Origin of the sequence: Candidatus Palauibacter sp., assembly GCF_965222475.1 — a bacterium.
Taxonomy (GTDB): Bacteria; Gemmatimonadota; Gemmatimonadetes; order Palauibacterales; family Palauibacteraceae; genus Palauibacter.
The window spans coordinates 136,256-149,628 of record NZ_CBDCUB010000004.1; the positions used below are offsets into that span (position 1 = coordinate 136,256).

Annotated in this window: 10 protein-coding genes; 7 read left to right on the forward strand and 3 right to left on the reverse strand. The window is 70.0% G+C overall.

Annotated features, from left to right (window positions below):
• Nucleotides 1–123: 123 nt before the first annotated feature.
• Both ilvA and ACOQPP_RS09330 read left to right on the forward strand, forming a co-directional pair.
• Entirely contained in the window at nucleotides 124–1,335 is a 1,212-nt protein-coding gene (gene ilvA / locus ACOQPP_RS09325; protein WP_419165328.1) for a threonine ammonia-lyase, read from the forward strand.
• Nucleotides 1,336–1,427: 92 nt separating this feature from the next.
• On the forward strand, nucleotides 1,428–2,411 hold the full coding sequence (locus ACOQPP_RS09330; protein WP_420636365.1) for a TonB-dependent receptor: 984 nt from the start codon (nucleotides 1,428–1,430) through the stop codon (nucleotides 2,409–2,411).
• Between the two features lie 37 nt (nucleotides 2,412–2,448).
• On the opposite strand, the gene ACOQPP_RS09335 is transcribed toward ACOQPP_RS09330, so the two are convergent.
• Genes ACOQPP_RS09335 through ACOQPP_RS09345 form a run of 3 tightly spaced genes read right to left on the reverse strand, consistent with a single transcriptional unit; the run spans nucleotide 2,449 to nucleotide 5,887 of the window.
• Nucleotides 2,449–3,336, reverse strand: a complete 888-nt coding sequence (locus ACOQPP_RS09335; RefSeq protein WP_419165330.1) for a TVP38/TMEM64 family protein — start codon at nucleotides 3,334–3,336, stop codon at nucleotides 2,449–2,451.
• Entirely contained in the window at nucleotides 3,336–4,511 is a 1,176-nt protein-coding gene (locus ACOQPP_RS09340) for a P1 family peptidase (protein WP_419165331.1), read from the reverse strand. The genes ACOQPP_RS09335 and ACOQPP_RS09340 overlap by 1 nt, the downstream gene beginning before the upstream one ends.
• Before the next feature lie 26 nt (nucleotides 4,512–4,537).
• Nucleotides 4,538–5,887, reverse strand: coding sequence for a hypothetical protein (locus tag ACOQPP_RS09345; RefSeq protein ID WP_419165332.1), 1,350 nt, complete (start codon nucleotides 5,885–5,887; stop codon nucleotides 4,538–4,540).
• A gap of 274 nt (nucleotides 5,888–6,161) precedes the next feature.
• Here ACOQPP_RS09345 and ACOQPP_RS09350 point away from each other — a divergent pair, with 274 nt between their 5' ends.
• From ACOQPP_RS09350 to ACOQPP_RS09370, 5 genes are all read left to right on the forward strand, one after another.
• The gene (locus tag ACOQPP_RS09350) at nucleotides 6,162–7,880 is read left to right on the forward strand and encodes a GMC oxidoreductase (protein ID WP_420636498.1); all 1,719 of its coding nucleotides are present in this window, start codon (nucleotides 6,162–6,164) and stop codon (nucleotides 7,878–7,880) included.
• Nucleotides 7,880–8,593 (forward strand): gluconate 2-dehydrogenase subunit 3 family protein, encoded by a 714-nt coding sequence (locus tag ACOQPP_RS09355; protein ID WP_420636366.1) that lies wholly within the window; start codon nucleotides 7,880–7,882, stop codon nucleotides 8,591–8,593. The genes ACOQPP_RS09350 and ACOQPP_RS09355 overlap by 1 nt, the downstream gene beginning before the upstream one ends.
• 71 nt (nucleotides 8,594–8,664) lie before the next feature.
• Nucleotides 8,665–10,014: a Gfo/Idh/MocA family protein gene (locus ACOQPP_RS09360; RefSeq protein ID WP_420636367.1), complete on the forward strand. Its 1,350-nt coding sequence runs from the start codon at nucleotides 8,665–8,667 to the stop codon at nucleotides 10,012–10,014.
• Between the two features lie 7 nt (nucleotides 10,015–10,021).
• On the forward strand, nucleotides 10,022–11,785 hold the full coding sequence (locus ACOQPP_RS09365) for a sodium:solute symporter family protein (RefSeq protein WP_420636368.1): 1,764 nt from the start codon (nucleotides 10,022–10,024) through the stop codon (nucleotides 11,783–11,785).
• A 117-nt stretch (nucleotides 11,786–11,902) separates the two neighbouring features.
• Nucleotides 11,903–13,372: a hypothetical protein gene (locus ACOQPP_RS09370; protein ID WP_419165335.1), complete on the forward strand. Its 1,470-nt coding sequence runs from the start codon at nucleotides 11,903–11,905 to the stop codon at nucleotides 13,370–13,372.
• Nucleotide 13,373 lies beyond the last annotated feature (1 nt).

Consider the following 13,373-nt stretch of genomic DNA (forward strand, 5'->3'; position numbering starts at 1 on the left):
CGTTGCGTCCACTGGGCTCCCGGCCTTGTCTTCTTCCCGCCGCCATGGAGGAAGATCTACCGCCTAAACTGAGCGGTGGCCACGTCCTCCCGATCCGCCACCCGTAGCCGGGGTCTCGGCTCCATGCTCGCTTCCTGTGACATCCTCGCCGCGCGCGAACGCATCCGGGCCGGGGTGGTGGAGACCGGGTGTCCGCCGTCCTTCGCCCTCGCGGCGCGGGCCAGCGGCCGGTTCCACCTCAAGGCCGAGTTCCGGCAGCGGACCGGTTCGTTCAAGGACCGCGGCTCGCTCAACAAGCTCCTGCGCCTCGACCCGGCGGCGCGCGAGGCGGGCGTCGTCGCGGCCAGCGCCGGGAATCACGCCCAGGCGCTCGCCTACCACGCGGCCCGGCTGGGGATCTCCTGCACGATCGTGATGCCCAACCACGCCCCCCTGGTCAAGGTCGCGAACACGCGCGGCTACGGCGCCCGTGTCATCCAGACCGGCGAGACCATGTCCGACGGGATGGCGCTCGTCGACCGCCTGGCCGCCGAGGAAGGGTTGACGCCGGTTCACGCCTTCGACGACCTCGACGTGATGGCGGGCCAGGGGACGATCGGGCTGGAGATCCTCGAACAGGTGCCCGACCTCACGACGGTCATCGTCCCGATCGGGGGCGGGGGCATGATCTCCGGCATCGCGACCGCCGTGAAGGCGCGCCGGCCCGGCGTGCGGGTGATCGGCGCGGAGGCCGCCGCCTCACCCGGCGCCCGTGAGTCGCTGGCGGCGGGAAAACCCGTTCACCTCGAGCGCTCCGACACGCTTGCCGACGGGATCGCGGTCAAGCGGATCGGCGACCTCACCTTCCCTCACCTCCAGGCGCTGGTCGACGATGTCGTCCTCATCGACGAGGAACAGATCACCCGCGCGATCTTCTTCCTGCTCGAATCGGAGAAGGTGGTGGTCGAAGGCGGAGGAGTGGTCTCCGTCGCGGCCGTCCTCGAGGGGCAGGTCGACCTCCGCCCCTCCGATGTCACCGTCTGCATCCTGTCGGGCGGCAACATCGACATGAACCTGGTGTCGCGCGTCATCGACCGTGCGCTGTGGGCCGACGGCCGCCTCGCCCGCCTCGCGGTCGTGGTCCGCGACCGGCCGGGCTACCTGAACGAGGTGACGGCCCTCGTCGCGATCGAGGGCGCGAACGTCCTCCACATCGAACACACGCGCGCCTTCGGGGACATCTCGGTGGGCAAGGTGGGGATCGAACTCACGATCGAGACGCGCGGCCCCGAGCACATCGCGACGATCGTGGCCCGGCTCCGGGAACTCGGCCACCGGGTGGACGAGTTGTCCTGACGCCGGCCGGGCGCTCCCCAAGGGTCAAGCGGTCTTCGGGTCCTTCCGCCGACGAACGAATCCCTCGAACAGCCCTTCCATGCGGGCCAGACGTGAATCCGGCGCGCGGGCGCCACTCTCACGGACTCGCCAACACCACCCTCATCGAAGGGGAGGAACTCGAACGGGCCGGGATCGAGTACGTGGCCGACGCCCTCCGCTTCGCCTCGGGACTGATGGTCGCCCGCAACGGATCGTTCGGCGCCATCACCTCCCTGTTCCTGCGCGGCGGCGAGTCGGACTACGTGCAGGTGCTCGTGGACGGCGGGCGCGTGAACCAGCCCGGAGGGTCGTTCGACTTCTCCTCCCTGACCACCGACAACGTGGAGCGGATCGAGATCGTCAGGGGGCCCGCTTCCGCGCTTTACGGCTCCGACGCGGTGAGCGGCGTGATTCAGGTCTTCACGCGGCGCGGCGAGGGCCGACCCCGCGGGAGCCTCTCCTTCCAGGGCGGGAGCTTCGGGACGAGCCGGTGGCAGGGCGACCTCTCCGGCGGCACCGGCGGGCTCTCCTACGCGTTCTCCCTGGATGGGAACACCACCGACGGGACGGACCCTCGCCTTCAACAACGAGTACCGGCAGACGACGGCCTCGGGACGCGTCCAAGGCTATCTGGACGCCGATACCGACGCGGCGCTCGCCATGCGCTACAACGACTCTCGTTGCCATTATCCCACGGACGGCACGGGTGCGGTGGCGGACCGAAACGCGTACTCGTTCGGCGACGCGCTCACCGTCACATCGACGCGGGGCGCCGCTGGACGGATGCGCTCGAGACGCGGCTCTTCGTCAACGTGTGGGAGGCGGACAGCGGCACGGACGACCAGCCGGACAGCCCGGCGGACAGCCTCGGCTTCTTCGGCTTCAAGAGCCTGACCGACACGCGGCGGGTGACGGCCGGGGGCGGTGGACGTCCGGGCCTCACGCTGACGGTGCGCGCCGAGAACCTCCTCGATTCCGCGTACGAGGAGGTGTGGGGGTTCGCGGCGCCCGGCCGCGGGCTCTACGTCGGCGGCCGCGTCGTCCTCGGCGGATAGCGTCGTCCCGGGCGCCGTTTCTTCGGTGCGATGCCTGCTACGGCGCCGTCGAGTCGGGGGCGGTCTCGGTCTCCACCTCCGCGAGGGCCTTCTCGAGTTCGCGGCGGGCGACGCGCGTGACGAGGACGACCACGGCGGCCGTCGCGAGCAGCCCCGCCACGAGCAGGGTCGTCTGCCCCCAGCTCGCGGCGCCGCCGGAAGCCTCCGCCACTTCCGCCCCGGCCGCCCCGATGTAGACGTAGAGGATCGTCCCGGGGAGCATGCCGACCAGAGAAGCCGCGACGTACTGGTAGAACGTCACGCCGGTGAGGCCGTAGAAGCAGTTCTGCGCGCTGAACGGAAACACGGGGGAGAGGCGGGTCAGGAAGACGATCCGCCAGCCCTGTGTTTCCACCGCGCGATCGATCGCCCGTAGCGCCGGGCGGCCGGCGAGCAGCTTCTCCACGCGATCTCGAAGCACGTAGCGGGCGATCAGGAAGGAGAGCGCGGCCCCGATGTTCGCGCCGACGAACACGGTGAGCGTTCCAAGCCCAAGTCCGAACGTGATGCCCGCCGCGATGGTCAGCGCCGAACCCGGCACGAACAGCACGACGGCGAGCGCGTACACGAGCCCGTAGAAGAAGGGGCCCAGCCACCCCAGGCCCGCGGCGGTATCCCGCAGCCACGTGACGAGCCGCGCCACGAAGCCCAGCTCCTCCTCCGAATCCGGCTGCGGGACGAGCGAGGCCGCCACGAAGACATGTTCCGCGGAGTGGTCGAAGCTCCCCGCCCCGCTGTCCAGTGCCCGTTCGACGGCCTCCGCCACGGCGCCCGTCGCGCGCTGGGCCGATGGCGCCGCGCCCGTCGCCGCCCCCAGCGCCGCGGCCCCCAGCAGGACCGCGGCCACGGGGCCCGAAGTTCGCGTCACGCTGCGCCCGAAAGCCATCAGCGGCTCTCCAGTCGGTTGTGGGCCGCGAGGATCCGCCGCACTTCGTCGTGCGGCAGCCCCGGCACCATGTTCCCGTCGCGGCCCACCATCGTGCGGCCCGCGACCATCGCGTTCGTGATCGCCTCCTCCGTGGCCTGGGCCGTCGCGAGGAGGAGCGGCGATATGGCGTCGTTCGGCATCATCTCTACTGTCGAGTTCCCACCCCGGTTCCACGCCCCGCTGTTGGCCGTCGAGAAGGCGATGAAGATGTCGCCCGAGCTGTTGGACCCGTATCCGCCCATGCGCCCGATCCCGATCGGGGCGCGCCGCGCCAGGCGCTTGAGCTGGTGCGGCAGCAGGGGTGCGTCGGTGGCGACGACGACGATGATCGAACCGAGGCCGTCGAATTCGGACCCGCCCGCCGATCCTCCGGCGGCGCCCGCCGGGGTCCCGTCGAGGAGTTCCCGCCCCACCGGCACGCCGGCGATGAGCAGTTCGGGACGGCGACCGTAGTTGCACTGCACGAGCACGCCGACCGTGTAGTCGCCCACGAGCCGGGAGGAGGTCCCGATCCCGCCCTTGAACGAGTTGCACACCATCCCCGTCCCGCCCCCCACCGAGCCTTCGGTGACGGGGCCGGACGACGCGCTCTCGATGGCGGCGAAGACGTGCTCCTTCCGCACGTGGAAGCCGTTGATGTCGTTGAGACGCCCGTCCCACGTCTCCGCGACGACGGGAAGACTCCACCAGATGCCGGGCGCGATGGGGTGGTTCGCCTCCGCGTCCCGCGACCACTCGATGACGGCCTGGTGCACGTCCCCCACGCTGTGCGTATTCGTGATCATCACCGGACCTTCGAGGAACCCCGATTCCTCGACCCAGGTCGTCCCCGTCATCTCCCCGTTTCCGTTCAGCGAGTACCAGCCGGCGAAGACCGGCTCATATCCCCCGGTGCGAGGGATCACGGCCGTGACTCCGGTGCGCACCGGGCCCTCGCCGACGACGAGTTCGCCTTCGCCTTCGATGATCGTCGTGTGCCCGACCCGGACGCCGGCTACATCCGTGATCGCATTCAGGCTGCCGGGGTCGCCGGGAAAGGGGATCCCGAGATCCCGGGCCCTCGGCGCCTCCTGGGCGACGAGCGGACTCCCGGCCAGGCTCACGGCAAGGAGCAGGAGTGACGAGAAACGCATGGGCATCTCCGCGTGAGGGAACTGCACTACCTGAACGTGCCCTGAAGCCCGACAGTGAATATGGCGTCCGGCCGCAGACCGAAGCCCTGGATCGGGAGAAGGGCGCTCGCGGCCAGGACCATGTCGTTGCGGACCTGATACCTGATCCCCATGGCGAGGTCCAGGAGGTAGCGACCCGGCTCCGGGATGGACGACGCCTCGACGGTGAGGGGTGCGGCGCCCACGAAGGTGACGGGGCCGGGCAACGGGGGGTCCGGATCCGCCAGTTCCAATTGCGCGATCATCTCCGCGGCCACGGTGACCTCGTCCGTCACCATGACGTCGAAGCCGACCGAACCGAGCACCGCGTCGCGGTCGAAGTTCCCCTCGCGCGCATTCTGCTCCCGCAGGAGATATCCCCCGTTCACGTGGGAAGAAAAGTCGCCCCACCTCCGGGTGATGACCGCCAGCGCGCGCCCGCGGCCTTCGCCCGTGCCGAGCAGGTCTTCTTCCTGCCCGGTCGGGAAGGTGTAGTCGGCCAGCAGGGCGATCCCGAGTTCGGGCGGCGCGACGCCCACCTCGGTCCCCCCGGAGAGGTTCACCTTGACCCGGGCCGTGACGTCGCCGACACCCGTCGCCGAACCCCTCACCGACTTCCGCGCCTGGAGGACCGGGACCGTCTCGCTTCCGCCCAACCGGTGCGAGGAGGACGGGTCGAACGGAAGGATCTGGGCATCGGCCGTGCCCTCCAGCCTCGCCCGCACGACCGGAATGAGAAAGCCGACGTCCATGAACGGCGTCAGCCCGGCGCTCACGACGCCGGTCGCGACGACGTAGTCCACGGCCAGGTTCGTGCGCACCTGGAGCACGTCCCGCTCGAACGCGGGCACCCCGAGCCCGGGATTCCGGCCCAGAGCGGGGCTGGTGTCATGGTGGAAGAAGTTGAGGAGGAGGGCGTCGGTCGGCGCCCCCCCGAAGTTCGTGGTCCGGAAGGCGGTCGCCTCGAGACCCATGAAGAAACGGCCCATCCCGAGCGTCTCGGCCCGCTCGGCGAAGACCGGCCCCAGCGAGGCGCTGCGTTCACCGTCGGACCAGATGCGCCCCGCCGCCATGGGGGTCCTTGGAAGGCCGCCGACGATCCCGGCGATCCCGTCCTCGAGGAAGAGGAGCAGCGCGTCGTTCCGGGGCACCAGGCCGCGGCGGAAATGGACGCCGTGCGTGGCGCCCGTCTGCCCGGCCGACATGGCCGCCGGGTCCATGCAGAGGGGGACGCCGCACTCGCCGAACACGAACAGGTCCGACAGGAGTTCGGTCAACGTCTGCGCCGCGACCGGCCGGGCCGTGATCAACGTCAGCGCCAGGACAGCCAGCGCTCGCGCAGCGGCTCGTCTGTGCATCTCGCCTCCCCTGAAGTTCCCATGGAGTTCCCATGGTGGACCGGCTGAAGGTTCGCCGCCTCGTCGGGCGCGGCAAGGAGAGCGGCGCGCAACGATCCGTCGGGCGTGGCGATTGCCATCCCGGGGGATTGACCACCGGTGGCCCTCGCGCCCATCGTCGCCCATGTCCTCAGCCCATCGCACCATCGGAACGCCCCGCGCCGCGCCGACGTTGACCCGACAGAGCAGCGACGCGCGCGACGTGATCGTCGTGGGCTCCGGCGCCGGGGGCGGCATGGCCGCCTACGTACTCGCGTGTCACGGCGTCCGCGTACTGCTCCTCGAAGCGGGGCGGGACTACGATCCCGTGTCGGAGACCCCGATGTTCCAGACCCCCGCGGACGCGCCGCTGCGGGCCGCGGGGACCGCCGACAAGCCGTTCGGCTTCTACGACGCGACGGTCGACGGCGGCTGGCGCGTGCCCGGCGAGCCCTACACCAGCGCCGAGGGCGTGAACTTCATGTGGTGGCGGTCACGCATGCTCGGGGGGCGGACGAACCACTGGGGCCGGATCTCTCTCCGCATGGGCCCCTACGACTTCAAGCCCTACAGCCGGGACGGGCTCGGCCTCGACTGGCCGATGACGTACGAGGACCTCTCGCCGTGGTACGACCGCACCGAGGCGCTGGTCGGCGTCTACGGCTCCAACGAGGGGCTCGAGAACACGCCCGACTCCTCCGACGGGATCCTCCAGCCCGCGCCCGCGCCGCGTGCCTACGAACTGCTCACGAAGAAGACGTGCGACGGGCTCGGGATCCCCGTCATCCCCGCGCACCTCGCGATCCTCACGCAGCCGCAGGACGCGGACCGGCTGTCGAGCATGCTGTGGCCGAACAACGCGACCGCCCGCCGGGTGACGCGCGACTCCATGCGAAGCCGGGCGGCCTGCTACTGGGCGACCCCGTGCGGGCGCGGCTGCTCGATCAAGGCCAACTTCCAGTCGACGACCGTCTGCCTGCCGCCGGCTCAGGCGACCGGCAACCTTACGACGATCACCGACGCGATGGTGCGCGAGGTGACGATCGATGAGCGAGGCCGGGCCACGGGCGTCCATTACATCGACAAGAAGCTGCGCGCCGACCGCCACGTCTCGGCACCCGTGGTCGTACTCGCCGCCAGCGCCTGCGAGTCGGCGCGGATTCTCCTCAACTCCCGCACCTCCCTCTTCCCCGATGGCCTCGCCAACGGGAGCGGGCTCGTCGGCAAGTACGTGATGGACACGGTGGGCGCGGGCGTCTCCGGGCAGATCCCGGCGCTCGAGAACCTGCCTCGCCACGCCGAGGAGGGGGCCTCGGCCATGCACATGTACATGCCGTGGTGGCTGTACGGCGACCAGGCGGCCGGACGCCTGGATTTCGCCCGCGGCTACCACGTCGAGTTCGGGGGAGGGCAACGGATGCCGGGCTACGGCGCCTTCAGCGGCATCGAGCCGCTCACGGCGGGAGCCTACGGCCAGCGCTTCAAGGAGGAGTGCCGTCGCTACTACGGGTCGTTCATGAACTTCGACGGCCGCGGGGAGATGATCCCCAACGAGGACAGCTACTGCGAGATCGATCCCGACATCGTGGATCAGTGGGGCATCCCCGTGCTCCGGTTCCATTGGAAGTGGTCGGACCACGAACTCAATCAGGCCCTGCACATGCAGCGGACGTTCGCCGGGATCATCGAGGAGATGGGCGGGCGCGTGCTGTCGACCGTGCAGACCGACGGGGCCCGCGCCATCGCGGCGCCCGGACAGATCATTCACGAGGTGGGCGGGGTCCGCATGGGAGACCGGCCGGAAAATTCCGTGCTCAACCAGTACTGCCAGGCGTGGGAGGTCCCCAACCTGTTCGTGATGGACGGCGGGCCGTTCGTCTCCAACGCGGACAAGAACCCGACGCTCTCCATCATGGCGGTCGCGTGGAGGTCGTCGGAGTACCTCGTGGAGCAGCTCCGGCAGGGAAGCCTCTGATGTCCGGGCGCGTGGACGAGCGAGACCGGGACGCGACCGAGGGGCTGACCCGCCGCCGGGCGCTTCAGGTACTGGCCGCGGGGGCGGCGGGCGCGGCCGCGCTCCCGGCCGTGGCGTGCCGGGACGGCAGCGAGTCCGGATCGCCCTCCGCGCAGGATGCGGCCGCTCTCACCGGCGCTACTAGCGGCGGCAACCCCCGGGCCGCCGGCACGCCCACGGACCCGGATCTCGTCTCGCCCGCGGTGTGGTGGGATCTCCTGCTCACCGAGGAGGAACTCGCGACGCTCGCGGCGCTGTCCGACATCATCATCCCCGAGGATGAGCGCTCCCCCGGCGCGTCGACGCTCGGCGCCCACGACTTCATCGACGAGTGGGTGAGCGCGCCTTACGATGGGAACCGGAACGATCTCACGCTCGTGCGCGGCGGGCTCGTGTGGCTTGACGTCGAGTCCGCCGGGCGCTTCGGCGGACGGTTCACCGACCTGACGCTCGATCAGAAGCACGCCATCTGCGACGACATCTGCTGGGTGGAGAACGCGGCCCCGGAATACCGGGTCGCGGCGCGTTTCTTCGATCGGGTGCGAGACCTGACGTCGACCGCCTTCTGGACCACGGCGGAAGGGATGGCCGACCTCGGCTTCGTGGGCAATCGCCCTATGCCCCGCTTTGACGGCCCACCCCCGGAGGTTCTCGAACGCCTGGGGCTGGCCTAGCCGTCGCCGGCGCGAGACCATTCAGTAGTTTGCCAGGTTCCCCCGCACCAAGGTTTCCCCGGAGGCGCAGCATGACGTCGAAGACCAACTTCTCGCGACGTGACTTCGTTCGGGCGTCGGGCACGGCCGGCCTCGGTCTGTCCATCGTTCCCCGCCACGTCCTCGGCGGCCCCCGTCATCGCGCCCCCAGCGACACGTTGAACGTCGCGCACATCGGCGTCGGAGGCATGGGCGGCGGCGATGTTCGGGGCATGGCGGGTGTCGGCGAGAACATCTACGCCCTCTGCGATGTCGACGAGCGGCAGGCGTCCGGCTCCTGGAGCGCCTTCCCGCGCGCGAAGCGGTACCGCGACTTCCGAACCATGCTCCGGGACGAGGCCGGGAACATCGACGCGGTCGTGATCTCGACGCCGGACCATACGCATACCGCGGCGGGCATGATGTCGCTCTCGCTGGGGAAACCGACCCGCATCCAGAAGCCTCTCGCGACCACCATCTGGGAGGTGCGCCAGCTGATGGAGGCCGCCGAGCGGGCGAGGGTCGCGACCCAGATGGGAAACCAGGGCCACGCCCAGGATGGCACGCGCCAGGTCCGCGAATGGTACGAGGCCGGCGCCATCGGCGAGATCCGGCGCGTCGAGTACTGGACCAACCGCCCCATCTGGCCGCAGGCCATTCGCCGGCCGACGGAAGCCCATCACGCGCCCCCGACGCTGGACTGGGATCTCTGGCTCGGGCCCGCCGCCGACCGCCCCTACCACCCGGCCTACGCTCCGTTCAACTGGCGCGGCTGGTGGGACTTCGGGACCGGCGCGCTGGGCGACATCGCGTGTCACGCCATGGACGCCGCATTCTGGACCTTCGACCTCGGCACGCCCGAGCGGATCTCTGCGGAATCGACGCCGCTCTTCCCCGAGACGGCGCCGGCCGCGTCGCGGATCGAATACGATTTTCCGGCGCGTGGCGACCGACCCGCCGTGAAGGTCGTGTGGCGCGATGGCAACCTCTCGCCGCCGCGGCCGGAGGAAGTACCGGACGACGCGAGGTGGCCGTTCGAGGCGAGCGGGCAGCTGTGGATCGGGACGGACGGCACGCTGTTCGCAGGCATCTACGGCGAGAACCCGCGGCTCCTGGACGCTGCTCGGGATGCCGAGATCCGGGCCGACCCGCCGGCGGAGAAGTACCCGCGGACGGACGGGGTGTACGCGGAGTTCGCGGCCGCCTGCAAGGACGGGCCGCCCGCCGGGTCGAACTTCGTCGAGCACGCGGGGCCGCTCACCGAGATGGTGCTGTTCGGCAACCTCTCCGTGCGCAGCGGCCGGGAGATCCGCATCGACCCCGACACGGGCGAGATCCTCGACGGCGTGTCGATCCCAGAGCGCTATGTGAAGGCCAACTACCGTTCGGGTTGGGGGTGGTAGGACTCTCGTGCAGCTGAACGGTCTCGACTGGATCGTTCTCGCGGCCTACGGCGCCGTGGCCCTCGCGGTCGGGCTCTGGTTCGCCCGCCGCGCCGGCGCGGGCACCGACGAGTTCTTCCTCGCGGGCCGCAACCTCCCCTGGTGGCTCCTCGGGACATCGATGGTCGCCACCACCTTCTCGACGGATACCCCCAACCTCGTCGCGGACCTCGTCCGTAACGGAGGCGTGAGCGGGAACTGGGTCTGGTGGGCGTTCCTGATCACCGCGATGTGCACGACGTTCTTCTACGCCAAACTGTGGCGGCGGTCGGGCGTCTTCACCGACGTCGGCTTCTACGAACTCCGCTATTCGGGGCGCCCCGCCTCGTTCCTGCGCGGCTTCCGGGCCCTCTATCTGGGCGTCTTCTTCAACGTCGTCATCATGGCCACGGTCACGCTGGCGGCGATCAAGATCTCCGGCGTGCTGCTGGGGGCCGACAAATACACGACCGTCCTCGTCGCGGGCACCGTGGCCGCCCTCTACTCGGCCACTTCCGGTTTGTGGGGCGTCGTCGTCACCGACCTCCTGCTCTTCGCGATCGCGATGACGGGGGCCGTCGCCGCGGCGTACTACGCGCTGTCGCAGCCCGCGGTCGGAGGTCTGGCGGGACTCGTCACACACCCCGGGATCGCGCCCAACCTGTCGATGCTGCCCGACTTCTCCGACTGGCGGACGGCGGCGATGGTGTTCGTCATCCCGATCGCCGTGCAGTGGTGGGCGAGCTGGTATCCCGGCGCCGAACCCGGCGGCGGCGGGTATGCCGCGCAGCGGATGCTCGCGGCCCGCGACGAGCGCGATGCCATGCGCGCCACGCTGTGGTTCAACATCGCGCACTACGCGCTCAGGCCGTGGCCGTGGATTCTCGTCGGCCTTGCCTCGATCGCCGTGTATCCCACGCTCGAATCGATCGGCGCGGCCTTCCCCAACCTCGATCCGAGCATCATCGGTCACGACCTCGCCTACCCGGCGATGCTCGTCTTCCTGCCGCACGGCCTGCTCGGGCTGGTCGTCGCCTCCCTCGCGGCGGCCTATATGTCGACCATCTCCACGCACCTGAACTGGGGCTCGTCCTATATCGTCGACGATTTCTACCGCCGGTTCGTGGCCCGCGACCGGGACGAGGCCCACTACGTCCGCGTGGGCCGGATCTCCACAGGGGCGCTCATCGCCCTCTCCGCCGCCCTCGCCCTCTTCCTCGACAGCGCGAAGCAGGCGTTCGAGTTGATCCTGCTGCTGCACGCCGGGAGCGGGCTGATCTTCCTGCTCCGCTGGTTCTGGTGGCGGGTGAACGCGTGGTCGGAGATCTCGGGCATGGCGGTGTCTGCGGCCATCGCGCTCTGGTTCCCGCTCGTCCACGAGCGGGTGGGGCTCCCGGCGCTGGAGCCCTCCGTGCGCCTGCTGCTCGGCGTCGGGGTGACGACGGCGGTGTGGCTGCTCGTGACGTTCCTCACCCGACCCACGGAGACCCGGACGCTCCAGGCGTTCTACGACCGAATCCGCCCATTCCCCCGTGGGTGGCGGAAGGCCGTTGACACCCGTCCCGGCACGCCCGGGAGCCTCGCAGCGGGGGTCGCGGCGTGGGGTCTGGGCTGCGCGACGGTGTATGCGGCTCTCTTCGCCACCGGGATGGCCTTGTATGGCCAGACCGCCGAGGCGATCGGTTTCGGCCTTGTCGCCGTCGCCGCCGGCGTGGGCCTGTTTCGAACCCTGCCCCGCGTCGGCTTCGACTGACCGGACTCGGGGAACGCCCCACCTTCCGCGTCCCCCATGAGCCGTCCCCGCGCGTCACGGACCGCGCACCTGGTTCGTCTATGGGACAGGTGCAGGTCCAACTCCCGGGAGGCAGAGATGACGGCGAACCGGCTCAGGCGCTTGGCTGTGGGCACCATCCTGGCGGCTTGCCCCGCCTTCGCGGGACAGGCGGCGGCACAGCTGATTCCGATCCGCACCGTACCGGTCGCAACCGGGGACCAGTTCCTGACGACGCCTGCGGCGAACTTCGGGATGGCCGGGCTCACCTACGCGGTGGACGACTCCATCGCCGACGGATGGTCGAACCCGGCCAAGGGCGCGCTCCTCTCCGAGTCCTCGCTCCTCAGCGCTCCCGTCTACTACGGGATTTCCGACGGGGGCGGAGGCGGGTTCACCTTCCCGATCGCGGGATTGATCAAGGGCGACAGGTGGTTCGGCGGGGCCACGGCCGCACTCCAGGAGATCGACAACGCCACGAACTTCCGGGGGTGGCCGGGCGACGGCGAAAGGCTGTCCGATGCGTCGACGCGCAATCTGTACGCGGGCGGCTTCGTCGGCCGGCGGCTTGGATCGGGCGGCTGGTCTCTCGGAATCGGCGTGCGCACCGCGCGTCTCCAAGCCCTGGATGGCGTGGACCTGCTCTACGCCGGCGCGGACCGCATAGATCAGTCCGGCTCGATACACGACCTCAGGCTCGGCGTTTACCGCGAGTCAGGCCGCGATCGCGCTTCGGCAGTCCTCGTTCGCAACTCGGTCTCGATGACGCATGACGTAACCTACGCCGACGTGGCGTGGGTACAGCCGAACCTTTTTTCCCCTCCCGAGCGCGTGGTCTCCCTGACCACCGAGACGAACCTGGACCGCACCCGCACGTGGGGGCTGCAGCTGGCCTGGGACCGCCGCCTGCGCGCGCCCGGCTGGCGCATCGGCACTTCCCTGACGGCCAACCGCAAGTCGCACCCCAAGATCCCCAACTACAACATCCAGAACATTCCGCGGGACCCGGGCAACAGCACGGCCTGGGAGCTGGGCTTCGGCATCGCCCGCTCACTGGACGGTACCACGGCGGGGCTGGACGTGGCGCTTCAGCCGATCCGGAGCGACACCTGGCAGGAGGCGGAGGACCCGGTCGAGACGACGAACGGGACCACGATCCCGTCGGGCGGCAGGACGATCGAGAACGACTTCTCGTTCCTGAACGTGCGGCTGCGGGTCGGAGTGGCGCACGAGTTCGAGAAGGTGGGAGTGAGGTTGGGGCTCGAGGGCCGGTCCTACGACTACACGCTCGAGCAGACGAACAACGTGAACGGCGAATACAGGACGCAGGACGAGTCCTGGATCGAGTGGACTCCCGCGGTGGCGGCGGTCTTCCGGCTGCGGGGCGTGGATCTGCATTACGGGGTGCGTCTGACCACGGGCACCGGCCACCCGGGCGTGGATCGCGGAATCGTGGTGAACTCCCCGGACAGCGGAGGCGACTTCGTCGTCGCCCCGGAGGGGCCGCTGACGCTGGCGGACGCCACCGTGCATACACACCAGTTCTGGGTGCGCATCCCGATCCGCTGAG